Here is a 26,568-nt window from a genome sequence, read left to right on the forward strand (position 1 = left end):
CCCGGCGCAGGCAGGAGCACAAACACTGAGGCTGGGGGGACGCGAGCCCCCCGGCAGCCGTCAAAAGGCAAGATGTCGGGCGAACATTTGGTGTGCAGTCCTTGCGGTGTATTGACCCTTTTCCCGTCGGGAAGTGCATTGCGCTTGGGGTCGGCCCGGAGGTGCTGCTGTCGCTCTTGCCTTGTGACCAGACGCTGGCTGGCGTCTGGCTAAGCCTTACATTATAGCGCGCTGCCGGTTTTTCAAGCGCTGTTTGTGCTTGGCCTGAGGCGATTTCGCAACTCCAGCCGGCGCGCTTCGAGCGCCTTGTAGCGTTCCAGCGCCCGGGGATCGCTGCCGACGGCCGCGATCGCCTCGCTTTGCTGGGCCTTGAGCAGGTCGTCCAGCATGTAGTCGAGCACGTTGCGCAGCTCGCGGGCCGCATCGGCCGCCTGCTCGCCCTCGGCGTCGCCGATCGGGCCGCCGTCCGGCCCGGTCATGACCCGCACCGCCAGCGCTTCGAACGCCAGGCCGCGCAGGCCCTCGCGTAGCGCCGCCCAGGGCTGGATCCCGTGTTCGTGCCCCTGGCTGTCGAGCCAGGCGAACAACTGGCCGTGTTCGCCGGGCAGGTCGCAGAGCAGGGCGTGCAGCTCGTGCGACAGCGCCTCCCATTCGGCCGGATTCGACAGCACCAGCCGCGCCGCCACGTCGGCCCGGCTGGTCGGCAGCCGGCGCCCGCCCGGGGGCGGGCGGGGCGGCGGCGGCTGGCGGAAGGACTTGAAGCGCTTTTTCTCCGTGCCGCCGCGCGACTGTTCGTCGAACCACTGGTCGCGGCTGGCCCAGTCCTCCTCGGTCATGTCGGCGGCCGCAGGCGCGCTGGCCCGGGACGGCGCCGGGGCGCTGGGGCGCGGCGCCGCCGGCGCCCAGAGCTCGCCCAGTTCCTGGGTGCCGAGCTGCGCCAAGGCCGCGATCTCGGCCAGCAGCTGGCGCTTGAGCGCGCCTTCGGGCAGCGCGCTCCACAGCGGCCGTGCATTGCTGGCCATGTGGGCGCGGCCCTCGGCGCTCGACAGCTCGCAGCCCTCGCGGGCCGCCTCGATCAGGAAACGGCTGAGGGGCGTGGCCTCGGCCACGAAACGCGCGAAGGCGTCGGCGCCGAACTCGCGGATGAAGCTGTCGGGGTCGTGCTCGGCGGGCAGGAACAGGAACTTGATGCTGCGCACATCGGTGGCGTAGCTCAGGGCACCGTCGAGCGCCTTGCGCGCGGCGCGCCGGCCGGCGGCATCGCCGTCGAAGCTGAACACCACCGATTCGGTGAAGCGGAACAGCTTCTGCACGTGCTCGGGGGTGCAGGCGGTGCCGAGGGTCGCGACCGCGTTCGGAAAGCCCAGCTGCGCCAGCGCCACGACGTCCATGTAGCCCTCGGTGACGAGCGCGTAGCCGCGGTCGCGGAAGGCCGCCCGGGCCTCGTAGAGCCCGTAGAGCTCGCGCCCCTTGCTGAACACGGGGGTCTCGGGCGAGTTCAGGTACTTGGGCTTTTCGTCGCCCAGCACCCGGCCGCCGAAGCCGATGCATTCGCCCTTGACGTTGCGGATCGGGAACATCACGCGGTCGCGGAAGCGGTCGTAGCGCTTGGCGTCGCCGCCTTCCTCGGCCTCGCCGGCGATCACCAGGCCGCTCTCGGCCAGCAGCGGGTCGTCGTAGTCCGGGAAGACGCTGGCCAGCGAGCGCCACCCGGCCGGGGCGTAGCCGATGCCGAACTGCTTGGCGACCTCGCCCGAGACGCCGCGGCCCTTGAGGTAGTCGATCGCACCGGGCGACTGGCGCAGCTGCTTGCGGTAGGCCTCGCCGGCCTTCTCGAGCACCTCGGACAGGGTGGCCTGCTTCTGCCGCTGGCCGGCGGCGCGGGCGCGCTCCTCGGGCGAGGCGTCGTCCTCGGGCACCTGCAGGCCGTACTGGCCGGCCAGGTCGTGCACCGCCTCGACGAAGCCCATGCCGGCATGCTCCATCAGGAAGCCGATCGCGTTGCCGTGCACGCCGCAGCCGAAGCAGTGATAGAACTGCTTGGTCGGGCTGACCGAGAAGGAAGGGGATTTCTCGCCGTGGAAGGGGCACAGGCCCATGAAATTGGCGCCGGCCTTCTTGAGCTGGACATAGCGTCCGACGATTTCCACCACGTCCGCGCGTGCGATCAGTTCCTGGATGAAAGAAGCGGGGATGGTCATGTAGGCTCGGAACTCCAAATGATACGCAAGCCGCCAGGCCCGCGCCGGGCCTCCGAACCGCCGATGGCCCGAAAGCACCGAATGATCCGCCGTTCCCTCACCCACCAGGTCGGCCCCGTGCTGCGCCACCCGCTGCGTTTCATCTGGCAGGCGCTCAAGAGTTTCAAGGCCAACCAGGGCCTGCTGCTCGCCGGCGCGGTGGCCTATTACGCGCTGCTGTCGATCGTGCCGCTCCTGATCGTCAGCGTCATCGCGCTGTCGCATTTCATCGACCAGGCGGCGCTGCTGAGTGCGGTGGGACGCTACCTGGCGTGGCTGCTGCCCGGCCAGTCGCAGGCGATCGTCGGCGAGCTGTCGAACTTCCTCACCCATGCGGAGGTGCTCGGCCCGGTGCTGCTGGTGACGATGATCTTCTTCAGTTCGCTGGCCTTCACGGTGCTCGAGGGCGCGATGGCGGTGATCTTCCACCACCGCAAGGCCGAGCATTCGCGACACTTCCTGATCTCGGTGGTGATGCCCTACATCTACATCCTGTGCCTGTGCGTCGGCCTGATGCTGGTGACGCTGGTGACGGGGGCGCTGCAGGTGATCGGCGAGGAAAGCGTCGAACTGCTCGGCTACAGCTGGTCGCTGTCGGGCGTGTCGGGCGTGCTGCTCTACCTGCTCGGGCTGGGCGGCGAGATCTTCATGCTGACCTCGCTCTACCTGGTGATGCCGGTCGGCCGGCTGCGCCTTCGGCATGCCTTGATCGGCGGCGTGACCGCCGCCTTGCTGTGGGAGGTCACGCGCCGCCTGCTGGTGTTCTATTTCGCCACCCTGTCGCAGGTGAACGTCGTCTACGGCTCGCTCACCACCGCGATCGTGGTGCTGCTGAGCCTGGAGATCGCCGCCACCCTGGTGCTGTTCGGCGCCCAGGTGATCGCGCAGTTCGAGCGCCTGGAGCGCACCGGCAGCCTCAAGCCGGACGAGGCCGCCGACGGGGCCCTCGGCGGCGTCGAGCCGGTCAGCGGGGCGCCAGCCGGATCGCGCCGTCGAGCCGGATCACCTCGCCGTTGAGCATGTCGTTCTCGATGATGTGCTTCGCCAGCTTGGCGTAGTCCTCGGGGGTGCCCAGGCGCGAGGGGAAGGGCACGCTGGCGGCCAGGGCGTCCTGCACCTCCTGCGGCATGCCGAACAGCATCGGCGTGCCGAAGATGCCGGGGGCGATCGTCATGTTGCGGATGCCGCTGCGCGCCAGGTCGCGCGCGATCGGCAAGGTCATGCCGACCACGCCGCCCTTCGAGGCGCTGTAGGCGGCCTGGCCGATCTGGCCGTCGTAGGCCGCGACCGAGGCGGTCGAGATCAGCACGCCGCGCTCGCCGGTGGCCTCGGGTTCGTTCTTGCCCATCGCATCGGCCGCGAGACGGATCATGTTGAAGCTGCCGATCAGGTTGACCGTGACGGTCTTGCTGAAAACCGTCAGCGCGTGCGGGCCATTCTTGCCCACGGTCTTCTCGGCCGGCGCGATGCCGGCGCAGTTGACCAGGCCGACCAGCTTGCCGAGCTGCAGCGCAGCCGCCACCACGGCCTGGCCGTCGGCTTCCTGGCTGACGTCGCAGCGGACGAAGACGCCGCCGATGTCCTTGGCCACCGCTTCGCCCTTGTCGGCCTGCATGTCGGCCACGACCACCTTGCCGCCGTTCGCCGCCAGCATCCGCGCCGTGCCTTCGCCCAGGCCCGAAGCGCCGCCCGTCACGATAAAAACCTTGCCGTTGATTTGCATGCCGATCTCCAAATGGTGTGGCGGCCATTATCGAAGACCCGATCGGCCATAAAAAAAGGCCCCGTCCGAGGACGGGGCCCTGAATTGGATCCCGAAGGACCCAAGGAGACAATCGTCGGCCCGCTCGCAGCGGGCCTGGATGGCTTAGCGCTTGCGCGTGGCGGTCTGGGCGGTGCTCTTGGCAGCGTTCACGGCGGTGGTCTGCACGGCCTGGAAGTTGGCTTCGGCGACGTCGGAGGCTTGCTTGACAGCCTTTTGCACCGATTCGAAGGCGTTGTTGGCGGCAGCCACGGCGCTCTTCATGACGGCGACGGCGGTTTCCGAGCCGGCCGGTGCGTTCTTGGCGGCGCTGTCGACCAGGCCGACGAAGGCTTGCTGGGCTTCAGCGGCCTTGACTTCGAACGCCTTGGTGAATTCGGCGCTGGTGCCTTGGGCGATGTCGTACAGGTGACGGCTGTAGGCAGCGGTCTTCTCGGCCAGGGGCTGGAACAGGCTGGCTTGCAGCGTCAGCAGCTCTTGCGCATCCTTGACGCTCAGCAGGGCCTGGCTGGTGCCGGCGGCTTCGGTCAGGGCGGCCTTCGAAGCGGTCACATTGAGTTCGACCAGCTTTTCGACGCCTTCGAAAGCCTTGGTGGTCAGGCCGAACAGGGTTTCGAGGCTGGCTTTTTGCGAAGAGATGATTTGGTCGGCGGTGAGGGCCATGGTGGTGCTCCAGTTGAATTGAAAATGTTGATTCACGCTTGAGCTGCCCCTTCACTCATGTTGCGGTGCAGCATGGCCCCAAGTATAGGCAGCCACGCGTTCTGGACAAGGGGTTTTTATTGCGCTGCAGCAATTTAGAACGTGCTTTCTAAAACCGGTCCACGAGAATGTTCCGAATGCGTTCACATCGCGCTGCGCGCTGGCAGAATGCCGCGCCATGAGCGCTGTTCGACCGACCCCCCACGCCCGCAGCGGCTACCGCTGCTTTCGCAGCATCCCCACGCGCTGGGCCGACAACGACATGTACGGCCACGTCAACAACGTCGTCTATTACGCCTGGTTCGACACGGCGGTGAATTCGCTGCTGATCGAGCGCGGTGCGCTCGACATCCACCAGGGCACCACGATCGGCTTCGTGGTGGAGACCCAGTGCAACTATTTCGCCCCGCTGGCCTTCCCGCAGACCGTGGAGGCCGGCATCCGGGTGGCGCATGCCGGCAGTTCCAGCGTGCGCTACGAGATCGCCTTGTTCGCCCAGGGGGCGGAGACGGCCGCGGCGCAAGGGCATTTCGTCCATGTGTACGTCGACCGGGAAACCCAGCGGCCGGTCAAGCTGCCGGCCGCCTTGCAGGCCGTGATCGACGAGCTCAAATAGGAAACCCCCTGCCAGGGCTTCCGGCAGGGGGTCGAGGGCTACGGGGAATCAGCCCGCCCGAAGGCGAGTTACATCTTCATGGCCTTGATGTCGGCCTTGCCCTTGGCTTCGTCGGCCTTGGCCTGCTTCTCGCAGGCGCTCTTGGCATCGCTCTTCAGGTCGTCGCACTTTTCCTTGGCGACTTCGTAGTTGGCCTTGACCTTTTCTTCCGCCACATTGCGGGCGTGGGCGGGGCTCGGCTTGTACTGCTGTTCGAGTTCAGCCTTGGCGACGTTTTCACGGCCCTTGGCTTCCTTGTCGCAGACGTCCTTGGCGTTGTCCTTCAAGGTGTCGCACTGAGCCTTGGCGACCTTGTAGTCGGCCTCGATCTTTTCCTTGGCGACCTTGTATTCGTCCTGGGTCAGCGCGCTGGCCTGGCCGGCGACGAAGCAGGTGGACGCGATCGCGAGCATGAGCAGATGTTTCTTCATTTGGATTCTCCAGAGTTGTGATGAGGGGGTGGGACGTCAGACGCGTTCCATCCAGATCGCGGCGGGGGTGCGGCCATCGCGGCTTTCCCAGTCGGCGACCTGCTTTTCGGCTTCGTCCCGGCTGATGCCGTGGCGTTCCTGGATGCGACCGAGCAACTGGTCGCGCTTGCCGGCGATGACGTCGAAATCGTCGTCCGTCAGCTTGCCCCATTGCTCCTTGATCTTGCCCTTGAACTGCTTCCAGTTGCCTTCGACGGTGTCCTTGTTCATGACGTATCTCCTTCAGCTTCAGATGGTTGCCCGCCGACCGGAGCGCTTGCTGGTCGGCGTGGAGACACTGTCGCGTGCGGCTGTCGCCGCTCTGGTAGGACGCCCGGGGAAGGGGCCGTAGGCACATGCCGACGCCGCCCGTGATAATCGAACGCACAGCGAAATCCGGACACCAGCGCGCCGCACCATGATCATTCACAGCCTGCTCGATACCGACCTCTACAAGTTCACGATGATGCAGGTGGTCCTGCATCACTTTCCGGGTGCGCGGGTGGAGTACCGGTTCAAGTGCCGCAACCCCGGCATCGACCTGGCGCGCTTCGCCGTCCAGATCCGGGAGGAGGTGCGGCATCTCTGCTCGCTGCAGTTCCGCGAACCCGAGCTGAGCTACCTGCGCTCGATGCGCTTCATCAAGAGCGACTTCGTCGACTTCCTCGGGCTGTTCCGGCTCAACGAGAAGTACATCGACATCGTTCCCCAGCCCTCGGGCGAACTCGAGATCAGCATCAAGGGGCCGTGGCTGCACACCATCCTGTTCGAGATCCCGGTGCTGGCGATCGTCAACGAGGTGTACTTCCGCAACACCCAGCCCCAGCCCGATCTGGCCGAGGGCCGGCGCCGGCTCGAGACCAAGATCGCCCAGCTCCAGGACGACCGCCTGGCCGACCTCAAGATCGCCGACTACGGCACCCGCCGGCGCTTCTCCAAGGACTGGCACGAAGAGGTGCTGCGCACGCTGGTGAGCCGGCTCGGCGCGGTCACGGCGCCGGCGCCGCTGCACGCGATGTCGAAGCTGCCGCAGCTGGCCGGCACCAGCAACGTGCTGTATGCCATGAAGCTCGGCCTGATTCCGCTCGGCACCATGGCGCACGAATACCTGCAGGCCTGCCAGGCGCTCGGCCCCCGGCTGCGCGACAGCCAGGTCTTCGGCTTCGAATCGTGGGCCCGCGAATACCGCGGCGACCTCGGCATCGCGCTGTCGGACGTCTACGGCATGAGCGCCTTCCTGCGCGACTTCGACCTCTATTTCTGCAAGCTCTTCGACGGCGCCCGCCACGACAGCGGCGACCCCTTCCAGTGGGGCGAGCGGATGCTGGCCCACTACCTCGCCAGCAGGGTCGACCCCCTGACCAAGACGCTGATCTTCAGCGACGGCCTCACGGTGCCCAAGACCATCGAGCTCTACCAGCAGTTCCGCGGCCGCTGCCAGCTGGCTTTCGGCATCGGCACCAACCTCACCAACGACCTCGGCTACGAGCCGCTGCAGATCGTCATCAAGATGATCCGCTGCAACGACCAGCCGGTGGCCAAGCTGTCGGACACGCCGTCCAAGAACATGTGCGAGGACGAACGCTACCTGGCCTACCTGCGGCAGGTCTTCGAGATCGAGCAGCCCGCCGCATGAGGGTGCCGCCGCGCTCCGGCCGCCGGCTGCGCCTCGGGGTGGCCGGCGCGTCGAGCATGGCTTTCCCGGCGCTGGCGGCCGCCGCCGAGTTCGACGGCGGCAGCCTGTCGCCGCTGTGGGGCCTGCCCTTCGCCGGCATCCTGTTGTCGATCGCGCTGCTGCCGCTGCTGGCGCCCTCGTTCTGGCACCACCATTACGGCAAGGTGTCGGCGGCCTGGTCGCTGGCCTTCCTGCTGCCCTTCGGGCTGACCTACGGCGCCCCGCAGGCCGGGGCCCAACTGGTCCATGCGCTGGTGGCCGAGTACATCCCGTTCATCATCCTGCTGGCGGCCCTGTTCGCGATCGCCGGCGGCATCCACATCCGCGGCAACCTGCGCGGCTCGGCCGGCCTGAACACCGCGATCCTCGCGATCGGCGCGGTGCTCGCGAGCCTGATGGGCACCACCGGCGCCTCGATGCTGCTGATCCGGCCGCTGATCCGCGCCAACGACGACCGCCGGCACAAGGTGCACGTGGTCGTGTTCTTCATCTTCATCGTCTCGAACGTCGGCGGCTCGCTGACCCCGCTGGGCGATCCGCCGCTGTTCCTCGGCTTCCTCAAGGGTGTCGATTTCTTCTGGACCGCGAAGAACATCTTTCCCGACACGCTGTTCGTGGTCGGCGCGCTGCTCGCCCTGTTTTATGCGCTCGACCGCTGGTACTTCCGCCACGAAGGCGTCACGCCCTTCGACCCGACGCCCGACACCGGCGGCATCGGCTTCGACGGCGCCGTCAACTTCTGGCTGCTGGGCGGCGTGCTCTTGCTGGTGCTGCTGAGCGGGCTGTGGAAGTCGCCGCTCGGCTTCGAGATCCACGGCACGCAGGTCGGCCTGCCGGGCCTGGTGCGCGACGTCGGGCTGGTGGCGCTCACGCTGCTGTCGCTCAAGATCACCGCCGCCCAGGTCCATGCCGACAACCAGTTCGGCTGGGGTCCGATGGCCGAGGTGGCCAAGCTGTTCGCAGGCATCTTCCTGACCATCGTGCCGGTGATCGCGATGCTCAAGGCCGGCCTCCATGGCCCGTTCGGCGCCATCGTCTCGGCCGTCACCCGGCCCGACGGCCAGCCCGATCCGGCGATGTACTTCTGGGCCACCGGCATCCTGAGCTCTTTCCTGGACAATGCGCCGACCTACCTGGTGTTCTTCAACACCGCGGGCGGCGACCCGCAGGCGCTGATGACCACCTATGCGACGACACTGGCGGCGATCTCGGCCGGTGCCGTGTTCATGGGCGCCAACACCTACATCGGCAACGCGCCCAACCTGATGGTCAAGGCCATCGCAGAAAGCCGCGGCGTGCGCATGCCCAGCTTCTTCGGCTACATGCTGTGGTCGGGCGCGATCCTGCTGCCGCTGTTCATTTTCACCACCCTCATCTTCTTCCGCTGACCATGACCCAAGCCAAAGTCCTCGTCGCCCGTTCGATCTTCCCCGAGACCATCGCCCGGCTCCAGGCCCACTTCGACGTCGAGGCCAACCAGGCCGACGACGACTGGAGCCCGGCCCAGCTGATCGAGAAGCTGCAGGGCAAGCAGGGCGTCTTCACCACCGGCAGCGAGCGCATCGACGCCGCGCTGCTCGCGGCCTGTCCCGACCTGAAGATCTGCGCCAACATGGCCGTGGGCTACAACAATTTCGACCTCGACGCCATGACCGCGCGCGGCGTGCTGGGCACCAACGCGCCGGACGTGCTGACCGAGACCACGGCCGACTTCGGCTTCGCGCTGCTGATGGCGACGGCGCGGCGCATCGCCGAGAGCGAGCATTTCCTGCGCGCGGGCCAGTGGAAGAAGTGGCGCTACGACATGTTCTCGGGGTCCGACATCCATGGCGCCACGCTCGGCATCATCGGCATGGGCCGCATCGGGCAGGGCATCGCCCGGCGCGGAGCGCTCGGCTTCGGCATGAAGGTGATCTACCACAACCGCTCGCGGCTCGCCCCGGCCCTGGAAGCCGAATGCAAGGCCCGCTACGTGAGCAAGGAAGAGCTCCTCAAGACCGCCGACCACGTCGTGCTGGTGGTGCCCTACACGCAGGCGTCCCACCACACCATCGGCGCCGCCGAACTGGCACTGATGAAGCCGACCGCGACCCTGGTCAACATCGCGCGCGGCGGCATCGTCGACGACGCCGCGCTGGCCGTCGCGCTGCGCGAAGGCCGCATCGCCGCCGCCGGCCTCGACGTCTTCGAGGGCGAACCCCGGGTGCACCCCGACCTGCTGACCGTGCCCAACGTCGTGCTGACGCCCCACATCGCGAGCGCCACCGTGCCGACCCGCCTGGCCATGGCCGATCTCGCGGTCGATAACCTGATCGGCTTCCTGGTCGACGGCAAGCCGGTGACGCCGCTGAACCCCGCAGTGCTGGGGGCGCGCTGAGCCCGTGACCGAGACCTGGATCCTGCTGGCCCTCGCGGCCCTGAATGTCGTCCTCCTGCTGTGGCTGCTGCTGCGGCCGGCACCGCCGTCCGACCATTCGGCGCTGCTGGCCAGCAACGAGCGCATCGAGCGCGAACTGCGCCATGAGATCGGCGAATCCTCGCGCGGCGCGCGCCAGGAGAGCGCGCAGGCCTTCGCCACCTTCCAGCGCGCCTTGCTGCACCAGGGGGCGGAGTCCACCCGCACCCAGAACGCCCAGATCGATGCCTTCGCGCAGCAGCTCGCGCTGTTGCAGAAGACGCTGGCCGACACCCTCAATACCCAGCTCCAGGGGCTGGCCGAGTCCAATGCGCGCCGGCTCGCCGAAGTGCGCGCGACGATGGAGACCCAGCTCGCGCAGCTGCAGCAGAGCAACACCGCCAAGCTCGACGAGATGCGCCAGACCGTCGACGAGAAGCTGCAGAGCACGCTCGAGGCGCGGCTGGGCGAAAGCTTCAAGCAGGTGGCCGAGCGGCTCGAGCAGGTGTACAAGGGGCTGGGCGAGATGCAGTCGCTGGCCGTGGGCGTCGGCAGCCTGCAGCGGGTGCTGACCAACGTCAAGACCCGCGGCGTGTTCGGCGAAGTGCAGCTCGAGGCGCTGCTCGAGCAGGTGCTGACGGCCGAGCAGTTCGCCCGCCAGGTCGAGACCAAGCCGCGCAGCGGCCAGCGGGTCGATTTCGCGGTCCGCTTCCCGGGCCGCGGCGGCGACGGCGCGCCGGTCTGGCTGCCGATCGACGCCAAGTTTCCGCGCGACGACTACGAGCGCCTGATCGACGCCCACGAGCGGGCCGACGCGGCGGCCGCCGAACTGGCGGCCAAGGCGCTCGAGGCGCGCATCCGCAGCGAGGCCAAGTCGATCGCCGACAACTACCTGGCGGCCCCGCACACCACCGATTTCGCGATCCTGTTCCTGCCGGTCGAGAGCCTCTATGCCGAGGTGCTTCGCCGGCCGGGCCTGATGGATGCCATCCAGCGCCAGCATCGCGTGACGCTGGCCGGCCCGACCACGCTGCTGGCGATGCTCAACAGCCTGCACATGGGCTTTCGCACGCTGGCGCTGGAGCACCAGGCGTCCGAGGTCTGGAAGGTGCTGGGCGCGGTCAAGACCGAGTTCGAGCGCTACGGCGAATGGGTGGCACGCATCAAGGAGCAGGTGGCCAAGGCCTCCGACACGCTCGACAAGGCCGACACCCGGGCCCGGCAGATGCGGCTGGCGCTGCGCAAGGTCGAGGCGCTGCCCGAGGCGCAGACCCAGGCCTTGCTGCCGCAGGCCGACGACGAGGACGCCGCCGCCCCGTGAATGCTGGATTGCTTCGCCTGATCCTGGCGCAGGTCTGCCTGCATGCCGCGATGACGGGCACCCGGCTGGCGGCCCCGTTGCTGGCCTTGCGCGACGGCTACAGTCCGGCCGCCGTCGGCATGCTGCTGGCGCTGTTCGCGCTGACCCAGGTGTTCCTGGCGCTGCCCGCCGGACGCTTCGCCGATCGGCACGGGCTGCGCCTGCCGCTCACGATCGCCGTCGCGGCGGCCACCGCGGGTGCGGCGCTGGCAGGGGCTTTTCCGGTGTTTCCGGTGCTCTGCCTGGCCGCACTGCTGACGGGCGGCGCGACCGGCATCGCCGTGATCGCGCTGCAGCGCCACGTGGGCCGCGCCGCCACCAATCCGACCCAGCTCAAGCAGGTGTTCAGCTGGCTGGCGATCGCGCCCGCGGCGGCCAATTTCGTCGGGCCGTTCGCCACCGGGCTGCTGATCGACCACGCCGGCCCGGTGCCTGGCGACATGGTCGGCTTTCGCGTGGCCTTCGCGCTGCTGGCGCTGCTGCCGATCGCCTGCTGGCTGCTGGCGCGCGGCACGGTCGAGCTGCCGCTGGTGCAGCCCGCGGCGGGTGCCCCCAGGCCGCGCGCCTGGGACCTGCTGGCCCAGCCGATGTTCAGGCGCTTGCTGTTCGTCAACTGGCTGCAGTCGGCGGCCTGGGATGTCCACACCTTCGTGCTGCCGCTGCTCGGTCACGAGCGCGGCCTGAGCGCGTCGATGATCGGCTCGATCCTCGGCGCCTTCGCGGTCGCGGCGGCCGGCATCCGGGTGCTGCTGCCGCTGGTCGCTTCGCGTTTCAGCGAGCGCAGCGTGATCGCGGCATCCAACGTGGTCACGGCGCTGGTCTTCGCGGTCTATCCGTTGATGACCAGCGCGCTCGGCATGGGCGCCTGCTCGGTGGTGCTCGGCATCGCCCTCGGCGCCGTGCAGCCGATGGTGATGAGCATGCTGCACCAGATCACGCCGCACGCCCGCCACGGCGAGGCGCTGGGCCTGCGCGTGATGACGCTCAACGCCTCGAGCGTGGCGATGCCGATGCTGTTCGGCGCTGCCGGCGCGCTGATCGGCGTCGCCGGCGTGTTCTGGATCGTCGGCGGCGTGGTGGCCGCGGGCACCCGCTCGGTGTGGGGCCTGCAGGTGCCGCCGCGCAGCGAGTAGCTACAGCTTGTAGAAGGCCTTGATGTAGTTCCAGGCGTCCTGGGGCGCGTCGACGTACTCGATCAGCTTCACGTCGTTGGGCGAGATCACGCCTTCCTCGGCCAGGAACTCGAAGTTGATGAGCTGCTTCCAGTAGTCCGAGCCGAACAGCACGATCGGCACCGGCTTGGCCTTCTTGGTCTGCACCAGCGTGATGACTTCGAACAGTTCGTCCAGCGTGCCGAAGCCGCCCGGAAAGGCCACCAGCGCCTTCGCCCGCATCATGAAATGCATCTTGCGGATCGCGAAGTAGTGGAACTTGAAGCTCAGCGCCGGCGTGACGTACGGGTTGGCTTCCTCTTCCATCGGCAGCGCGATCGCCAGCCCGACCGACAGGCCGCCGCCCTCGTAGGCGCCGCGGTTGGCGGCCTGCATGATGCCGGGGCCGCCGCCGGTGCAGACGAAGAGCTTGTCCTGCGGCTCGCGGTCGTTGCTGTACTGCGCCACCAGCTTGCCGAAGGCGCGCGCCTTCTCGTAGTAGTGCGAGCTGCGCGCCAGCTTGCGCCAGCGCTCGGCGGCCACGCTGTCGCCGGCGGCCTCGGCCTGGGCGATCAGCGCGCCCGATTCCTCTTCGCTGCGAAAGCGCGCGCTGCCGAACACCACCACTGTGTTCTCGATCCCGTGGGCCCGCATCTCGAGGTCGGGTTTCATCAGTTCGAGCTGCATGCGCAGGCCGCGGGTTTCGCGCCGCAGCAGGAACTCGGGGTCGGCGAAGGCCAGTCGCGAAGGATCGGTGTGCAGCGGCAGCCCCTTGTCCGAATGGGCCTGCAGGGTGGCCCAGGCGTCGGCAAGCCGCTTGTCGTGTAGGTCGTGAGTGCGTTGGTTGTCCATGGTCGTGCAGGGAAAGCGGGTTCTTGGATTGTGCGCGTTGCAGGTTTCGGGCCCGTTGCGGCCGCGCATCAGGGACCGGGACGCAAAAAAGGCTCCCGCGGGAGCCTTCTTGTCGGGTGGCGGTCGGTCAGACGCGCTTGCGGTATTCGCCGGTGCGGGTGTCGATTTCGATCTTGTCGCCCTGGGCGACGAAGAGCGGCACGCCGATCTCGAAGCCGGTCGAGATCTTGGCCGGCTTCATGACCTTGCCCGAGGTGTCGCCCTTGACGGCCGGCTCGGTCCAGGTGATTTCGCGCTCGACGCTGGTCGGCAGTTCGACCGAGATGGCCTTGCCGTCGTAGAACACCACTTCGACCGGCATGCCGTCTTCGAGGTAGTTGAGCGAGTCGCCCATGTTCTCGGCTTCGACTTCGTACTGGTTGTACTCGGTGTCCATGCAGACGTACATCGGGTCGGCGAAGTAGGAGTAGGTGCACTCCTTCTTGTCGAGCACGATCTGCTCCATCTTGTCGTCGGCCTTGAAGACCACTTCGGTGTTGAAGTTGGCGATCAGGCTCTTGAGCTTCATGCGCACGGTGGCGGAATTGCGGCCGCCGCGGCTGTATTCGGTCTTCAGGACGACCATCGGGTCCTTGCCGTGCATGATCACGTTGCCAGCGCGGATTTCTTGAGCGATTTTCATAATCAGGGTCTCTGGATGTTGGCCGCTCGTGCACTTCGGGTTCGGCCCTCTGGCGCATTCACCGCGGCGGGTTCAGCGGAAGCTTCGATCGGCGTCCTCCGGGGGTCGGGAACGTCGTCGGAATTCCGCAAAGCCCGCAATTTTAGCTTTTTTGGGCGATGAATCGCCGAAGCCGGGTCAAAAGGTCGTCTTGCGCCAGCAGCCTGGCACGCGCCGCGCCCGCGGCGGAGGCCCAGGAGGCCAGCGTCGCGGGGTCCAGGGGCGGCAATTCGCCGCCTTTCATGCCGCTCCACAGGTGATGGAAGCCGCGCAGCGTCGGCGGCGCCTCCAGCCAGTCCAGGAAGGCGTTCAGTTTCTCGTGGTGGGCATCGTCGTCCTGCGGATAGATCTGCCAGACGAAGGGCGCGCCGGCCCAGAGTGCACGCACCAGCGAATCCTCGCCGCGCACGAAATTGAGGTCGCAGGCCCACAGCAGGTGGTCGAATTCCGGCTGGGGCAGGGTGGGCAGCCAGGAGATGGCGAGGGCGCCGCGCTGCGGCGGCCCGGGCGGCAAGGCGGCTGCGGCGCGCCCGGCCGTGACCAGCAGGCGGGTCGGCTCGGCGGCGTGCTCGAACTGCGCCAGCAGCGCCTCCAGGGCCGGCGGTTCGTAGCAGAACAGCGAGACCACCCGCTCGCCTCGCCAGTCGATGCCCTGGCGCTGGAACCAGGCGGCGCGGTCGAAGCGCTCGCGCCGCGCCATCAGCTCGGGGCCGCGCAGCAGCCCGCCCGTGCGCTCGGTGAACCCGGGGTAGAAGAAGTGCTTGGTCAGGCCGGCGCCCGGGGCCCGGAACACGGGGGAGGGCAGGCCGTGCAGGCGCTCGACATAGGGCTCCGCCGACAGGTATTCCAGGTTGATCCAGTGGCGGCGGGCGCCCGCATGGCCCGCCTGCTCGGCGAAGCGGGCGATGACCTCGGGGGCGGGATCGCAGCCGAAGGCCTCGATCAGCACCTCCGGCGCCGGCTCGGAAGCGGCCCGTGCCGCGTGGGCCGGGGTCCAGGGGATGACCGTGACGCCCTCGCAGCCGCTGGGCGCCATCCAGGCCAGCGCGGACGGGTCGTCGATCCACAGGCGCACCGGGTCGTCCGGGCCGGCCAGCGAACTGGCCAGCCGCCAGCAGACGCCCACGTCGCCATGGTTGTCGATCACCTTGCAGAAAATGTCCCAGCGCATCGCGGGATACTCTACAGCCCTCCCCATGAAGACACCGGAGACAGCCCCCATGTCACACCATTCGGCCGACATCCTCTGGCAGCGCGGCGACCAGGATTTTCTCGGCAACCGCTACAGCCGCCGGCACAGCATCCGTTTCGACGGCGGCGCCGAATGGCTGGGCTCGTCCTCGCCGCACGTGGTGCCGCTGCCGCTGTCGGACGCCGCTGCGGTCGACCCCGAAGAGGCTTTCGTCGCTTCGCTGTCGAGCTGCCACATGCTGTGGTTCCTGTCGATCGCGGCCTCGCGCGGCTTCTGCGTCGAGCGCTACGCCGATCACGCCAGCGGCAAGATGGGCCGCAATGCCGAAGGCAAGATCGCGATGACCGTCGTCACGCTGCGCCCCGAGGTCCAGTTCTCCGGCCAGAGCCTGCCGTCGACGGAACAACACGAGGCGATGCATCACTCGGCGCACGACCAGTGCTTCATCGCCAACTCGGTCAAGACGGACGTGCGCTGCGAGCCCGTGATCGCGACCGCCCCGCAACCCTGAACACGATGCCAGAGACTCCCCCCGTCCATTCCGACCAGCTGCTCAGCGAAGTGGCGGCCCTGCCGCAGCTGCCGGGCGTCTACCGCTATTTCGACGCCCAGGGCGGCGTGCTCTACGTCGGCAAGGCGCGCAACCTGAAGAAGCGGGTCGCGAACTATTTCCAGAAGAGCCACGGCGGCACGCGCATCGGCCACATGATCTCGAAGATCGCCCGCATGGAGACCACCGTGGTGCGCTCCGAGGCCGAGGCGCTGCTGCTCGAGAACAACCTCATCAAGTCGCTCAAGCCGCGCTACAACATCCTGTTTCGCGACGACAAGAGCTATCCCTACCTGAAGATCGCGTCGCACACCTTCCCCCGGCTGGCCTACTACCGCGGCGCGGTCGACCGCCGGCACCGCTACTTTGGACCCTATCCGAGCGCCTGGGCGGTGAAGGAGTCGATCCAGCTGCTGCAAAAGGTCTTCAAGCTGCGCACCTGCGAAGACACGGTCTACGCCAACCGCGCCCGGCCCTGCCTGCTCTACCAGATCAAGCGCTGCACCGCGCCCTGCGTCGGCCACATCACGCCCGAGGCCTATGCCCAGGACGTGGCCAATGCCGAAGCCTTCCTGATGGGCGACACGCAGGCCGTGCTGACCCAGCTCGAGGCCCGGATGATGGCCCATGCCGAGAAGCTCGAGTTCGAGCAGGCGGCCGAGCTCCGCAACCAGATGTCGGCGCTGTCGCGCGTGCTGCACCAGCAGTCGATCGAGATCGCTTCCGACAAGGACGTCGACATCCTGGCGGTCAAGGTGCAGGGCGGCAAGGCCTGCGTGAACCTCGCCATGGTGCGCGGCGGACGGCATCTCGGCGACCGGGCCTATTTCCCGGTGCATGTCGAGGATGCCGCGCAGATGCAGCACGCCGAGGTCGAGGGCGACGACAGCCCGCCGCCAGCCGACGCGGTCGAGGTGCAGGTGCTCGAGGCCTTCATCGCCCAGCACTACATCGACGTCGCGGTGCCGGCCACGCTGGTGCTCAGCGAGCTCGTGAGCCGCGAGCTGATCGAGGCCGTGTCGCAGCAGTCGGGCACCCGGGTCACGGCGGTCTTCCAGCCGCGCGAGCAGCGCCGCCACTGGCTCGAGATGGCGAGCAAGAACGCCGGGCTGCAGCTGGCCCGCCTGCTGGCCGAGGAGGGCTCGCAGCAGGCTCGCACCCGGGCGCTGGTCGATGCGCTCGAACTGGCGCCCGACGACCTCGACAATTTCCGCGTCGAGTGCTTCGACATCTCGCACACCGCGGGCGAGGCGACCCAGGCCTCGTGCGTGGTGTTCGAGCACCACGCCATGCAGAACCGCGAGTACCGGCGCTACAACATCGACGGCATCACGCCGGGTGACGACTACGCGGCGATGCGCCAGGTGCTGCACCGGCGCTACGGCAAGCTGGCCGAGGCGATGGCGGCCGAGACCGAGGCGCCGCCGGCCGGCGATGCCGCGGGCGCCGGCACCGACGCCAAGCCGGGCACGCGATCGGCGCGCATGCCGGAGCTGGTGCTGGTCGATGGCGGCAAGGGCCAGGTGTCGATGGCGCGCGAGGTGTTCAGCGAGCTGGGCCTGCCGCTGTCGCTGATCGTCGGCGTCGAGAAGGGCGAGGGCCGCAAGGTCGGCCTCGAGGAACTGGTGTTCGCCGACGGCCGCGAGAAGGTCTACCTGGGCCGCGATTCCGCGGCGCTGATGCTGGTGGCGCAGATCCGCGACGAGGCGCATCGCTTCGCCATCACCGGCATGCGCGCCAAGCGCGCCAAGGTGCGGGTCGGCGGCAGCCAGCTCGAGGACATCCCGGGCATCGGCCCGAAGCGGCGCGCGCGCCTGCTGCAGCGCTTCGGCGGCATCCGCGGCGTGGCCGCGGCGAGCGTGGAGGACATCGCGTCGGTGGACGGCATCGCCTTCGACCTGGCCGAGGAAATCTACCGGGCGCTGCATTGAGCCTGCCGACCGAACCGGGGTCGTCCCCGCCCCTATACTCCAGCGCAATGTTCTGGACCTTGCCAACGATCATGACCTGGACGCGCATCGTCGCGATCCCCCTGATCGTGGGCGTGTTCTACCTGCCGATGGCCGAGCCGACGCGCAACTGGATCGCCACGGTGATGTTCATCGTCTTCGCGGCGACCGACTGGCTCGACGGTTTCCTGGCCCGCCGGCTCAAGCAGACCTCGGCCTTCGGCGCCTTCCTCGATCCGGTGGCCGACAAGTTCCTGGTCTGCGCCTCGCTGCTGGTGCTGGTCCACCTGAACCGCGCCGACGTCTTCGTGGCGCTGATCATCATCGGCCGCGAGATCGCGATCTCCGCCCTGCGCGAATGGATGGCGCAGATCGGCGCCAGCAAGAGCGTGGCGGTCCACATGGTCGGCAAGGTGAAGACCGTGGTGCAGATGGTGGCGATCCCGTTCCTGCTGTTCGACGGCGTGCTGTTCGGCTGGATCGACACCGGCACCTGGGGTCAATGGCTGATCTGGCTGTCGGCCGTGCTCACGGTCTGGTCGATGGTCTACTACCTGCAGAAGGCGATCCCCGAAATCCGGGCCCGCGCGAAATGACCGCGGCCCGGTCGACGGGCTGGCTGAGGGCGATGCCGGCGGTCTTCGTGCTCATCTGGAGCACCGGCTTCATCGTGGCGCGCTACGGCATGCCCCATGCGCCGCCGCTCAAGTTCCTTGCCGTGCGTTATGCGCTCTCCATGGTGTGTTTCCTGGTCTGGGTGCGCTGGGCGCGCGTCGCCTGGCCGCGCGACCGCGCGCAATGGCGCCATCTCGCGGTCATCGGCGTGCTGATGCAGGCCGGCTACCTCGGTGGCGTCTGGGCTGCGGTGCGGGCCGGCATGGGATCGGGGCTGGTCGCGCTGCTGGTCGGCATCCAGCCGGTGTTGACGGCGGTCTGGCTCAGCATGTTCGGCGGCCGGATCACGGCGCGCCAATGGACCGGGCTCCTGCTCGGGTTCAGCGGCCTGGTGCTGGTCGTGTCGCGCAAGCTGGGGCAGGGCGGGGAGGTCAGCGCACTGACCATGGGGCTGGCCTTGCTGGCGCTGTTGTCGATCACCGCCGGCACCCTGTATCAGAAGCGCTTTCTCGCGCCCTGCGACGTGCGCAGCGCCAGCGCGATCCAGATGGCCGCGGCCTTGATCGTCACCCTGCCGTTCGCGGCGCTCGAGCCCGACAGCATCCATTGGAACCTGGCCTCGGGCGGCGCCATGGCGTGGTCGGTGCTCGCGCTGTCGCTGGGCGGCAGCTCGCTGCTCTACATGCTGATCCAGCGCGGCACCGCCACCGCCGTCACCAGTCTGCTCTACCTGGTGCCGCCGTGCACGGCCGTGATGGCCTGGCTGCTGTTCGCGGAACCGATCACCGCCTTGACCCTGGCCGGCATCGCGATCACCGCGGTCGGCGTCAGCCTGGTCGTCAAGTAGGCCCGCTGTACTTCCACGGTTCGGCGCGAAAGCTGTCGACCAGGAAATCGATCAGCAGCCGCACCCGGCGCGGCGTCTTGGGGCGCCAGGGCGCGACCCATTGGATGTCCGCATCCGGCATCGCATGCTGCGGCAGCACGCGCACCAGCTCGCCGGAGGCCAGCTGCGGTGCGATGTCCCACAGGCTGCGCAGCATGATGCCGTGGCCGGCCAGGCACCAGTCGCGCACCATCTCGCCCGAGTTGCTCGACAGCGGGCCGCGCACCCGCACGCGCGCGGTGCTGCCGTCCCTGGCGTGGCGCAGCGTCCACAGGGCGAACTCCCGCTCGCCGCCGGCGCTGTTCTCGCGCGCCACCAGGCAGTTGTGCGCCGCCAGCGCCGCCACGTCGGCCGGCATGCCGCGGCGCGCGAGGTAGTCCGGGCTGGCGGCCAGCACCCGCTGGTTGCGCGCGATGCGCCGGCTGACCCAGTCGCCGGCGCGGCGATGCTGCGGCGCCCAGAGCCAGACCGCGCCGTCGAAGCCCTCGGCGCCCAGATCGGGCAGGGCCTCGACCAGCTGCAGCTGGATCTCGAGCCCGGGGTGGCGCTGGTTGAAGCTCGCCAGCGCCGGGCCCAGCCAGCGGCGGCCGAAGCCGAAAGTGCCGGCCAGCCGCACCGTCCCGCTGAGTTCGCTCTGGCGTTCGCCGAGTTCGTTCTCGAGCGCCGCGAAGCCCTCCAGCAGGCCCTGGGCATGCAGGCACACGGTTTCGCCCTCGGCGGTGGCGCTGAGCCGGCGCGTGGTGCGCTCGAACAGCCGCTGGCCCAGCCGGGCCTCCAGCGCGCCCAGCCGCTTGGTCACGACCGACGGGACGACGTCGAGCGCGAGCGCGGCGCCGGCCAGGCTGCCGCGGCTGCGGATCGCCAGCACCAGCGCCAGGTCACTGCGTTCCATTCGTGCCATTTCGGAAATTATCAATTGGCTCATTGTTGCTTGATGTGCCCGGGCGCGCAACGCACAATCGAGCGCATGTTCGATGCCTTCACCCCCTTCGACCTGACGCGCGACGGCGTGAAGGTGCATGGCCGCATCGGCGGCCGCGGCGCGCCCCTGCTGCTGCTGCACGGCCATCCGCAGACGCATGCCAACTGGCATCGGGTGGCGCCGCGCCTGGCCGAACGGTTCACGGTCGTCCTGCTCGACCTGCGCGGCTACGGCGACTCGGGCCGGCCGCCCGCCGACGACGCCCATTCGAACCACGGCAAGCGCGAAATGGCGCTCGACGCGCTGCACGCCATGCGCCAGCACGGCTTCGAACGCTTCGGCGTGCTGGCGCATGACCGCGGCGCGCGCGTCGCCCACCGGCTGGCTGCCGACCACCCGGAGGCGGTCGAGCGGCTGCTGCTGCTCGACATTGCGCCGACGCTGGCGATGTACGAGCACACCTCGGAGGCCTTCGCCCGTGCCTACTGGCACTGGTTCTTCCTGATCCAGCCGCCGCCGCTGCCGGAAGCGCTGATCGACAGCGATCCGGTTCGCTACATCCGCAGCGTGATGGGCGGCCGCCACGCGGGGCTGGCGCCTTTCGCGCCCGAGGCGATGGCCGAGTACGAACGCTGCGCCGCGATCCCCGGCAGCGCGCAGGCGATCTGCGAGGACTACCGGGCCTCGGCCGGCATCGACCTCGACCACGACCGTGCCGACATCGCCGCCGGCCGCCGGCTGGGCCAGCCGCTGCGCGTGCTGTGGGGCGAGCATGGCGCGGTCGGGCGCTCGTTCGATGTGCTGTCGCTGTGGCGCGAGCGGGCCGACCACGTCACCGGCGGCGCGCTGCCGTGCGGACACTACATTCCCGAGGAGGCGCCGGCCGAACTGCTGGCCGAGGCGCTTTCTTTCTTTCAAGCGAACCAAAGGATCGAGACATGAGCACCCAACGCATCGCAGTCATCGCCGGCGACGGCATCGGCAAGGAGACCATGCCCGAGGGCCTGCGCGTGCTCGATGCCGCGGGCCGCAAGTTCGGCATCGACCTGAAGTTCGACCATTTCGATTTCTCGAGCTGGGACTACTTCGAGAAGCACGGCAAGATGCTCCCCGACGACTGGAAGGACCGGATCGGCGGCCACGATGCGATCTACTTCGGTGCGGTCGGCTGGCCCGAGAAGATCGCCGACCATGTGTCGCTCTGGGGCTCCCTGCTGCTGTTCCGGCGCGAGTTCGACCAATACATCAACCTGCGGCCGGCCCGCCTGATGCCCGGCATCGTGGCGCCGGTGGTGCGGCGCGACGGCACGCCGCGCGAACCCGGCGAGATCGACATGTACATCGTGCGCGAGAACACCGAGGGCGAATACTCGAGCATCGGCGGGCGCATGTACGAGGGCACGCCGCGCGAGATCGTGATCCAGGAAACCGTGATGTCGCGCATCGGCGTCGACCGGGTGCTCAAGTTCGCCTTCGAGCTGGCCCAGTCGCGGCCGAAGAAGCACCTCACGAGCGCCACCAAGTCCAACGGCATCTCGATCACCATGCCCTACTGGGACGAGCGCGTGGCGGCGATGGCGAAGCACTATCCGGGCGTCGCGCTCGACAAGTTCCACATCGACATCCTGACCGCGCACTTCGTGCAGCGGCCCGATTTCTTCGATGTCGTGGTGGCGAGCAACCTGTTCGGCGACATCCTGTCCGACCTCGGCCCGGCCTGCACCGGCACCATCGGCATCGCGCCCAGCGCCAACCTCAACCCCGAACGCACCACGCCCTCGCTGTTCGAGCCGGTGCACGGATCGGCGCCGGACATCGCCGGCCGCGGCATCGCCAACCCGATCGGCCAGATCTGGTGCGGCGCCATGATGCTGGAATTCCTGGGCCACAAGGCGGCGCACGACGCCATCCTGGCCGCGATCGAGAAGGTGCTCGCGCACGGCAGCGGCGCCCCGCGCACGCCGGACATCGGCGGAACCGCGGGAACTGTTGATCTGGGGCAGGCGATCGCCGAGGCGCTTTGAAAATCGCTTCGCCAAAACGCCACTAAAATTGCGCTCCTCGCTGCGTTTCACGGGGCTGCGTCGTATTGACACCCCCGAGACCAGTGGTTGTAATCCTTGTCGGCAGCGCGCTGCCGGCGCGTCAGAGTTGCCACCCACCTGCTGTACCCACCCCCGTGGCGTCGCCACGGGGCTGGCGCCGCTTCTGACGACCCTGATCAACAATTTTCTGCAAGGGGCCCTTGTGAACAAAACCGAACTGATTGAGCACATCGCAAAGAACGCCGACATCTCCAAAGCCGCTGCCACGCGGGCACTCGAATCCACGATCGGCGCCATTCGTACCACGCTCAAGAAGGGCGGCTCCGTGTCGCTCGTCGGTTTCGGCACTTTTGCAGTCGGCAAGCGCGCCGCCCGGACCGGCCGGAATCCGCGCACCGGCGACGCGATTAAAATCAAGGCCGCCAAGATTCCCAAGTTCCGTCCCGGCAAGGCGCTCAAAGACGCGCTGAACTGAGACCATCGATTGAAGGTGGGGTGCTTAGCTCAGTTGGTAGAGCGGCGCTCTTACACGGCGTAGGTCGGGGGTTCGAGCCCCTCAGCACCCACCACCCGATGCAAAGGCGAACGGATCGTTCGCCTTTTTTCTTGCTGCGTCAATTTTCGTCCTAGAGAGTGCTCAAGCATGTTTGATTCCTTCCGCAAGTACAACAAGATCATCATGGTGTTCTTGTTCTTGCTGATCATTCCCTCGTTCGTGCTGTTCGGCGTCGATCGCTACCAAGGGGGCGGCCAGGGCGAGAAGGTCGCGCGCGTGGCCGGCACCGACATCACGCGGCCCGAGTGGGATGCCCAGCATCGCAACGAGGTCGACCGGATTCGCCAGCAGGCGCCCACCATCGACCCGGCGATGCTCGACTCGGATGCGGCGCGCTACGCCACGCTGGAGCGCATGGTGCGCGAGCGGGTGCTCGCGGCGGCGGCGTCGAAGTCGAACATGTCGGTGTCCGAGGAGCGGCTGGCGCGGCTGTTCGCGGCCGATCCGGGCCTGGCGAGCTTCCGCACCGCCGACGGCAAGTTCGATCGCGAGACCTTCATGCGGGCGACCGGCCGCACGCCCGAGCAGTACGAAGCCTCGGTGCGCGCCGACCTGGCGACGCAGCAGGTGTCGCTCGGCGTCTCGGGCACGGCCTTCGCCACGCCGGCCCAGGCCGCCGCCACGCTCAACGCCTTCTACGATCGCCGCGAGATCCAGGTCGCGCTCTTCAAGCCGGCCGACTTCGCGTCCAAGGTGAGCGTCAGCGACGCCGATCTCGAGGCCTTCTACAAGGCCCACACGGCGCAGTTCCAGCAGCCCGAAAGCGCGAAGGTCGAGTACCTGGTGCTCGATCTCGAAGCCGCCAAGAAGAACATCGCCGTGAGCGAGGCCGACCTGCGCGCCTACTACGACCAGAATGCCGCCCGCTTCGGCTCCAAGGAAGAGCGGCGCGCGAGCCACATCCTGATCGCCGCGCCCCAGGGCGCGCCGGCCGCCGAGCGCGAGCAGGCCCGCAAGAAGGCCGAACAGCTGCTGGCGGACCTGCGCAAGGCGCCCAACACCTTCGCCGACGTGGCGCGCAAGAATTCGCAGGACCCCGGTTCGGCGGAGAAGGGCGGCGACCTCGACGTCGTGACCCGCGGCGCGATGGTCAAGCCGTTCGAGGATGCCCTGTTCGCGCTCAAGAAGGGCGAGATCAGCAACGTGGTCGAGACCGAGTTCGGCTATCACATCATCCTGGTCAACGACATCAAGCCGGGCGTGGTGCCGCCGTTCGACAAGGTGCGCGCGACGATCGAGAACGAAGTGCGCAGCCAGCAGGCGACGCAGGAGTTCGCCAAGGCCGCCGAGGCCTTCACCGACATCGTCTACCAGCAGCCCGACAGCCTGCAGCCGGCGGCCGACAAGCTCAAGCTGACGATCCAGACCGCGAGCAACGTCGCCCGCATGCCCCTGCCGGGTGCCGCCGGCGCGCTGGCCAGCCGCAACTTCCTGAATGCGCTGTTCGCGCCCGACACGCTGGAGCGCAAGCACAACACGGAAGCCATCGAGATCGGCGCCAACCAGCTGGCCTCGGGACGCGTGGTGCAGTACGAACCGGCGCGCGCATTGCCGCTCGACGAAGTCAAGGACAAGGTGCGCACCCAGTTGGTCGCCGAGCGTGCGGCGGCGCTGGCACGGTCCGAGGGCGAGGCGAAACTGGCGGCCTGGAAGACCGATGCGACCGGTGCCGGCTTCGGCGCTCCGGTCACGGTGTCGCGGCTCGAGGCGCAATCGCAGCCGCTGCCGGTGATCGAGGTCGCGCTGCGCGCCGACACCGCCAAGCTGCCGGCATTGGTCGGCGCCGATCTGGGCGTCCAGGGCTATGCGGTGGTGCGGGTGATCAAGAACGTGCCGCGCACGCCGCCGGCGCCCGAGATGGCCAAGCAGGAGACCGAACAGTACGCCCAGGCGGTGGGCGGGGCCGAGACCGCCGCTTACTACAACCTGCTCAAGAACCGCTTCAAGGCCGAGATTCTGGTGCCGAAGCCTGCAGATTCGACAGCGGGGGCCGGACGCTAGCTTTTTTCACGCTACAATTGATGGCTTAGCGGTGGCTGTAGCTCAGCTGGTAGAGTCCCAGATTGTGATTCTGGTCGTCGTGGGTTCGAGTCCCATCAGCCACCCCAAAGACATTCGTCAGCAAAACAGGCACTTCGGTGCCTGTTTTGCTTTGTGCGGCCAGGACCGGCCGCCGCGGTAGATTGGGTTCCCCCAATCAAGCCCTGGACCTGCCAGCCATTGACACAAACCCGTAGCCGAGGCGGGGTGTTTTTTTTGCGGCCCGGCTTGCGGCAATTGGGATTTGAATTAAAATTTTGGCTTTCCAATTAGAGGATAAGCACAGATGGCTTCAACCCTTGCCGACATCAATTCCCAGATCAAGAAGCACGACGAGCAGATCGCGCAATTGCGCAAGCAAGCCGAAGATCTGCGGAATCAGGAGCGGGCTGGCGTTATCGAAGAGCTGCGCAAGAAGATCGCTGAATACGGCCTGACCGCCAGCGATCTCAAGCTCGGCGCTCGCGCCGGCAAGCGCAGTGCCGCCACCGCGGCGCCCAAGAGCGCGGCCAAATACCGCAGCCCCACCGGCGAAACCTGGTCCGGCGGCCGTGGCCGCAAGCCGCGCTGGATCACCGAAGCCTTGACCGCCGGCAAGTCCCTGTCGGATTTCGAGATCAAGTAAGGCCTGCAGCTTTCCCAGATGCAAAAAAGCCCGCTTCCGCGGGCTTTTTTGCATCCTGCGGCCCGGTTCGCGCCGGCCGCGGGCGGGCGGCCTAGTTCACCATGACCAGCTTGCCCTTGACGCCCCGCGAACCCATGTGCGCATAGGCTGCCTTGAGTTCCGACATCGGCAGGGTCTGGTCGATCACCGGCTTGATCTTGCCCTGGCCGTACCAGGTGGCCAATTCGGCCATCATCTGTGCATTCGCCTTGGGCTCGCGGCGGGCGAAATCGCCCCAGAACACACCCACCAGCGAGGCACCCTTGAGCAACGTCAAATTCAGGGGCAGCGAAGGAATCGGGCCGGCGGCGAAACCGACGACCAGATAGCGGCCGCGCCAGCCGATGGAGCGGAATGCGGGCTCGGCGAATTCACCACCGACCGGGTCGTAAATCACATCCGGACCCTTGCCGTCGGTCGCTGCCTTGACGGCCTCGCGGAACCCATTGGGCAGCGCATGCGTGGTGTAGTTGATCGTGGCGTCGGCGCCAATGGACTTGCACAGTTCGCATTTCTCGTCGGTCGATGCCGCTGCAATGACGCGGGCGCCGGCGGCCTTTGCAATTTGGATGGCCGCAGTGCCGACGCCGCCGGCGGCTCCCAGCACCAATACGGTCTCGCCGGCCTTCAATTGGGCGCGGTCCATCAATGCATGCCACGACGTCGCGTAGATCATGATGAACGCGGCGGCGTCGACATGGCCGAAGCCTTCGGGCAATGGCATGCACAAGGCCGCGGGGGCCAGCGTGTGGGTGCCGAAGCCGCCGGTGCCCGACAGGCAGGCGACGTTCTGGCCGACCTTCAGGTGCGTGACGCCTTCGCCGACCGCGGCGATCACGCCGGCATATTCGGATCCCGGCACGAAGGGCAGGGGCGGCTTCATCTGGTATTTGTTCTGCACGATGAGCAGGTCCGGGAAATTGAGGCTCGCGGCCTTGATTTCGATCAGCACCTGTCCCGGGCCCGGGCTGGGCGTGGGCAGTTCCTTCCAGGTCAGCGCCTCGACGCCGACGGGGTTCTCGCAGAGCCATGCGTGCATGCTCGTGTCTCCTGTGATTGAGTCTTGGGGCAACGGAAAATCCGGGCCATGATAGGCGGCTGTCGCGGTTGCCGCATGTCCCTGCCGTGACCCACCCCCCGCCTACAATCGCCGCCACAGACTGACG

At 67.8% G+C, this 26,568-nt stretch carries 26 protein-coding genes and 2 tRNA genes; 18 read left to right on the forward strand and 10 right to left on the reverse strand.

What is annotated here, in order from left to right; translation table 11 throughout:
* Positions 1-242: 242 nt before the first annotated feature.
* Entirely contained in the window at positions 243-2,201 is a 1,959-nt protein-coding gene (gene dnaG / locus QTI33_RS17310) for a DNA primase (protein WP_286507390.1), read from the reverse strand.
* Between the two features lie 81 nt (positions 2,202-2,282).
* Here dnaG and QTI33_RS17315 point away from each other — a divergent pair, with 81 nt between their 5' ends.
* The gene (locus QTI33_RS17315) at positions 2,283-3,257 is read left to right on the forward strand and encodes a YihY/virulence factor BrkB family protein (protein ID WP_286507391.1); all 975 of its coding nucleotides are present in this window, start codon (positions 2,283-2,285) and stop codon (positions 3,255-3,257) included.
* On the opposite strand, the gene QTI33_RS17320 is transcribed toward QTI33_RS17315, so the two are convergent.
* Positions 3,205-3,963, reverse strand: a complete 759-nt coding sequence (locus QTI33_RS17320; protein WP_286507392.1) for a 3-hydroxyacyl-CoA dehydrogenase — start codon at positions 3,961-3,963, stop codon at positions 3,205-3,207. The two genes, QTI33_RS17315 and QTI33_RS17320, sit on opposite strands and share 53 nt — an antisense overlap.
* Before the next feature lie 144 nt (positions 3,964-4,107).
* On the reverse strand, positions 4,108-4,665 hold the full coding sequence (locus QTI33_RS17325) for a phasin family protein (RefSeq protein ID WP_286507393.1): 558 nt from the start codon (positions 4,663-4,665) through the stop codon (positions 4,108-4,110).
* A gap of 217 nt (positions 4,666-4,882) precedes the next feature.
* Here QTI33_RS17325 and QTI33_RS17330 point away from each other — a divergent pair, with 217 nt between their 5' ends.
* On the forward strand, positions 4,883-5,320 hold the full coding sequence (locus QTI33_RS17330; protein WP_286507394.1) for an acyl-CoA thioesterase: 438 nt from the start codon (positions 4,883-4,885) through the stop codon (positions 5,318-5,320).
* Between the two features lie 68 nt (positions 5,321-5,388).
* Here the strand turns inward: QTI33_RS17330 and QTI33_RS17335 are convergent, their stop codons facing one another.
* Together QTI33_RS17335 and QTI33_RS17340 are read right to left on the reverse strand one after the other, a co-directional pair.
* Positions 5,389-5,790 carry a hypothetical protein gene (locus tag QTI33_RS17335; RefSeq protein WP_286507396.1) on the reverse strand — a complete coding sequence of 134 codons (402 nt, stop codon included), beginning with the start codon at positions 5,788-5,790 and terminating at the stop codon, positions 5,389-5,391.
* Positions 5,791-5,826: 36 nt separating this feature from the next.
* Positions 5,827-6,060, reverse strand: a complete 234-nt coding sequence (locus QTI33_RS17340; RefSeq protein WP_286507397.1) for a CsbD family protein — start codon at positions 6,058-6,060, stop codon at positions 5,827-5,829.
* A gap of 187 nt (positions 6,061-6,247) precedes the next feature.
* Here QTI33_RS17340 and pncB point away from each other — a divergent pair, with 187 nt between their 5' ends.
* Genes pncB through QTI33_RS17365 form a run of 5 tightly spaced genes read left to right on the forward strand, consistent with a single transcriptional unit; the run spans position 6,248 to position 12,392 of the window.
* Complete coding sequence (gene pncB, locus QTI33_RS17345) at positions 6,248-7,465, forward strand: nicotinate phosphoribosyltransferase (protein WP_286507398.1); 1,218 nt, start codon at positions 6,248-6,250, stop codon at positions 7,463-7,465.
* Positions 7,462-8,892, forward strand: a complete 1,431-nt coding sequence (locus QTI33_RS17350) for a sodium:proton antiporter (protein WP_444814852.1) — start codon at positions 7,462-7,464, stop codon at positions 8,890-8,892. The genes pncB and QTI33_RS17350 overlap by 4 nt, the downstream gene beginning before the upstream one ends.
* A 2-nt stretch (positions 8,893-8,894) precedes the next feature.
* Entirely contained in the window at positions 8,895-9,881 is a 987-nt protein-coding gene (locus QTI33_RS17355; RefSeq protein WP_286507399.1) for a 2-hydroxyacid dehydrogenase, read from the forward strand.
* Positions 9,882-9,885: 4 nt separating this feature from the next.
* Complete coding sequence (locus QTI33_RS17360; RefSeq protein ID WP_286507400.1) at positions 9,886-11,220, forward strand: DNA recombination protein RmuC; 1,335 nt, start codon at positions 9,886-9,888, stop codon at positions 11,218-11,220.
* Positions 11,217-12,392, forward strand: a complete 1,176-nt coding sequence (locus QTI33_RS17365) for an MFS transporter (protein WP_286507402.1) — start codon at positions 11,217-11,219, stop codon at positions 12,390-12,392. The genes QTI33_RS17360 and QTI33_RS17365 overlap by 4 nt, the downstream gene beginning before the upstream one ends.
* Here QTI33_RS17365 and QTI33_RS17370 read toward each other — a convergent pair whose 3' ends face one another.
* The 3 genes from QTI33_RS17370 to earP form a co-directional block, all read right to left on the reverse strand.
* A complete protein-coding gene (locus tag QTI33_RS17370) occupies positions 12,393-13,262 on the reverse strand; it encodes an LOG family protein (protein WP_286507403.1) in 870 nt (289 codons plus the stop codon).
* 127 nt (positions 13,263-13,389) lie between these two features.
* Positions 13,390-13,944, reverse strand: coding sequence for an elongation factor P (gene efp / locus QTI33_RS17375; protein ID WP_286507404.1), 555 nt, complete (start codon positions 13,942-13,944; stop codon positions 13,390-13,392).
* A 142-nt stretch (positions 13,945-14,086) separates the two neighbouring features.
* Positions 14,087-15,154, reverse strand: coding sequence for an elongation factor P maturation arginine rhamnosyltransferase EarP (earP, locus tag QTI33_RS17380; RefSeq protein WP_286507405.1), 1,068 nt, complete (start codon positions 15,152-15,154; stop codon positions 14,087-14,089).
* A 49-nt stretch (positions 15,155-15,203) separates the two neighbouring features.
* On the opposite strand from earP, the gene QTI33_RS17385 reads away from it, so the two are divergent.
* The 4 genes from QTI33_RS17385 to QTI33_RS17400 are packed head-to-tail and all read left to right on the forward strand — an operon-like array spanning position 15,204 to position 19,136.
* Entirely contained in the window at positions 15,204-15,686 is a 483-nt protein-coding gene (locus QTI33_RS17385; RefSeq protein WP_286507406.1) for an OsmC family protein, read from the forward strand.
* 5 nt (positions 15,687-15,691) lie between these two features.
* Positions 15,692-17,656, forward strand: a complete 1,965-nt coding sequence (uvrC, locus tag QTI33_RS17390) for an excinuclease ABC subunit UvrC (protein ID WP_286507407.1) — start codon at positions 15,692-15,694, stop codon at positions 17,654-17,656.
* A gap of 47 nt (positions 17,657-17,703) precedes the next feature.
* On the forward strand, positions 17,704-18,270 hold the full coding sequence (pgsA, locus tag QTI33_RS17395) for a CDP-diacylglycerol--glycerol-3-phosphate 3-phosphatidyltransferase (RefSeq protein ID WP_286507408.1): 567 nt from the start codon (positions 17,704-17,706) through the stop codon (positions 18,268-18,270).
* On the forward strand, positions 18,267-19,136 hold the full coding sequence (locus tag QTI33_RS17400) for a DMT family transporter (RefSeq protein ID WP_286507409.1): 870 nt from the start codon (positions 18,267-18,269) through the stop codon (positions 19,134-19,136). Before pgsA ends, QTI33_RS17400 begins: the two co-directional genes overlap by 4 nt.
* Here the strand turns inward: QTI33_RS17400 and QTI33_RS17405 are convergent.
* Entirely contained in the window at positions 19,129-20,067 is a 939-nt protein-coding gene (locus tag QTI33_RS17405) for a LysR family transcriptional regulator (RefSeq protein ID WP_286507410.1), read from the reverse strand. The genes QTI33_RS17400 and QTI33_RS17405 overlap by 8 nt on opposite strands.
* A gap of 75 nt (positions 20,068-20,142) precedes the next feature.
* Here QTI33_RS17405 and QTI33_RS17410 point away from each other — a divergent pair, with 75 nt between their 5' ends.
* The 7 genes from QTI33_RS17410 (at position 20,143) to QTI33_RS17440 (ending at position 25,363) form a co-directional block, all read left to right on the forward strand.
* Positions 20,143-21,039, forward strand: coding sequence for an alpha/beta fold hydrolase (locus QTI33_RS17410; protein ID WP_286507411.1), 897 nt, complete (start codon positions 20,143-20,145; stop codon positions 21,037-21,039).
* On the forward strand, positions 21,036-22,121 hold the full coding sequence (locus QTI33_RS17415) for a tartrate dehydrogenase (protein WP_286507412.1): 1,086 nt from the start codon (positions 21,036-21,038) through the stop codon (positions 22,119-22,121). Before QTI33_RS17410 ends, QTI33_RS17415 begins: the two co-directional genes overlap by 4 nt.
* Positions 22,122-22,344: 223 nt before the next feature.
* Entirely contained in the window at positions 22,345-22,617 is a 273-nt protein-coding gene (locus QTI33_RS17420; RefSeq protein ID WP_007830705.1) for an HU family DNA-binding protein, read from the forward strand.
* 18 nt (positions 22,618-22,635) lie between these two features.
* Positions 22,636-22,711 (forward strand) — tRNA-Val (locus QTI33_RS17425).
* A 74-nt stretch (positions 22,712-22,785) separates the two neighbouring features.
* Positions 22,786-24,699 carry a SurA N-terminal domain-containing protein gene (locus tag QTI33_RS17430; RefSeq protein WP_286507413.1) on the forward strand — a complete coding sequence of 638 codons (1,914 nt, stop codon included), beginning with the start codon at positions 22,786-22,788 and terminating at the stop codon, positions 24,697-24,699.
* A gap of 31 nt (positions 24,700-24,730) precedes the next feature.
* Positions 24,731-24,806, forward strand: a tRNA-His gene (locus QTI33_RS17435).
* Positions 24,807-25,024: 218 nt separating this feature from the next.
* Positions 25,025-25,363: an H-NS histone family protein gene (locus QTI33_RS17440; RefSeq protein WP_286507414.1), complete on the forward strand. Its 339-nt coding sequence runs from the start codon at positions 25,025-25,027 to the stop codon at positions 25,361-25,363.
* Between the two features lie 91 nt (positions 25,364-25,454).
* Here the strand turns inward: QTI33_RS17440 and QTI33_RS17445 are convergent, their stop codons facing one another.
* Entirely contained in the window at positions 25,455-26,441 is a 987-nt protein-coding gene (locus tag QTI33_RS17445) for an NADPH:quinone oxidoreductase family protein (RefSeq protein WP_286507415.1), read from the reverse strand.
* Positions 26,442-26,568: the final 127 nt, after the last annotated feature.

Origin of the sequence: Variovorax davisae, from assembly GCF_030316845.1 — a bacterium.
Classification (GTDB): domain Bacteria; phylum Pseudomonadota; class Gammaproteobacteria; order Burkholderiales; family Burkholderiaceae_C; genus Variovorax; species Variovorax davisae.

What these genes read in the sequence shown, in the direction of transcription:
- dnaG (WP_286507390.1), bottom strand. Translation starts at nt 2,201, where the DNA reads ATGACCATCCCCGCTTCTTTCATCCAGGAACTGATCGCACGCGCGGAC.
- QTI33_RS17315 (WP_286507391.1), top strand. Translation starts at nt 2,283, where the DNA reads ATGATCCGCCGTTCCCTCACCCACCAGGTCGGCCCCGTGCTGCGCCAC.
- QTI33_RS17320 (WP_286507392.1), bottom strand. Translation starts at nt 3,963, where the DNA reads ATGCAAATCAACGGCAAGGTTTTTATCGTGACGGGCGGCGCTTCGGGC.
- QTI33_RS17325 (WP_286507393.1), bottom strand. Translation starts at nt 4,665, where the DNA reads ATGGCCCTCACCGCCGACCAAATCATCTCTTCGCAAAAAGCCAGCCTC.
- QTI33_RS17330 (WP_286507394.1), top strand. Translation starts at nt 4,883, where the DNA reads ATGAGCGCTGTTCGACCGACCCCCCACGCCCGCAGCGGCTACCGCTGC.
- QTI33_RS17335 (WP_286507396.1), bottom strand. Translation starts at nt 5,790, where the DNA reads ATGAAGAAACATCTGCTCATGCTCGCGATCGCGTCCACCTGCTTCGTC.
- QTI33_RS17340 (WP_286507397.1), bottom strand. Translation starts at nt 6,060, where the DNA reads ATGAACAAGGACACCGTCGAAGGCAACTGGAAGCAGTTCAAGGGCAAG.
- pncB (WP_286507398.1), top strand. Translation starts at nt 6,248, where the DNA reads ATGATCATTCACAGCCTGCTCGATACCGACCTCTACAAGTTCACGATG.
- QTI33_RS17350 (WP_444814852.1), top strand. Translation starts at nt 7,462, where the DNA reads ATGAGGGTGCCGCCGCGCTCCGGCCGCCGGCTGCGCCTCGGGGTGGCC.
- QTI33_RS17355 (WP_286507399.1), top strand. Translation starts at nt 8,895, where the DNA reads ATGACCCAAGCCAAAGTCCTCGTCGCCCGTTCGATCTTCCCCGAGACC.
- QTI33_RS17370 (WP_286507403.1), bottom strand. Translation starts at nt 13,262, where the DNA reads ATGGACAACCAACGCACTCACGACCTACACGACAAGCGGCTTGCCGAC.
- efp (WP_286507404.1), bottom strand. Translation starts at nt 13,944, where the DNA reads ATGAAAATCGCTCAAGAAATCCGCGCTGGCAACGTGATCATGCACGGC.
- earP (WP_286507405.1), bottom strand. Translation starts at nt 15,154, where the DNA reads ATGCGCTGGGACATTTTCTGCAAGGTGATCGACAACCATGGCGACGTG.
- QTI33_RS17385 (WP_286507406.1), top strand. Translation starts at nt 15,204, where the DNA reads ATGTCACACCATTCGGCCGACATCCTCTGGCAGCGCGGCGACCAGGAT.
- uvrC (WP_286507407.1), top strand. Translation starts at nt 15,692, where the DNA reads ATGCCAGAGACTCCCCCCGTCCATTCCGACCAGCTGCTCAGCGAAGTG.
- pgsA (WP_286507408.1), top strand. Translation starts at nt 17,704, where the DNA reads ATGTTCTGGACCTTGCCAACGATCATGACCTGGACGCGCATCGTCGCG.
- QTI33_RS17400 (WP_286507409.1), top strand. Translation starts at nt 18,267, where the DNA reads ATGACCGCGGCCCGGTCGACGGGCTGGCTGAGGGCGATGCCGGCGGTC.
- QTI33_RS17405 (WP_286507410.1), bottom strand. Translation starts at nt 20,067, where the DNA reads ATGGAACGCAGTGACCTGGCGCTGGTGCTGGCGATCCGCAGCCGCGGC.
- QTI33_RS17410 (WP_286507411.1), top strand. Translation starts at nt 20,143, where the DNA reads ATGTTCGATGCCTTCACCCCCTTCGACCTGACGCGCGACGGCGTGAAG.
- QTI33_RS17415 (WP_286507412.1), top strand. Translation starts at nt 21,036, where the DNA reads ATGAGCACCCAACGCATCGCAGTCATCGCCGGCGACGGCATCGGCAAG.
- QTI33_RS17430 (WP_286507413.1), top strand. Translation starts at nt 22,786, where the DNA reads ATGTTTGATTCCTTCCGCAAGTACAACAAGATCATCATGGTGTTCTTG.
- QTI33_RS17440 (WP_286507414.1), top strand. Translation starts at nt 25,025, where the DNA reads ATGGCTTCAACCCTTGCCGACATCAATTCCCAGATCAAGAAGCACGAC.
- QTI33_RS17445 (WP_286507415.1), bottom strand. Translation starts at nt 26,441, where the DNA reads ATGCACGCATGGCTCTGCGAGAACCCCGTCGGCGTCGAGGCGCTGACC.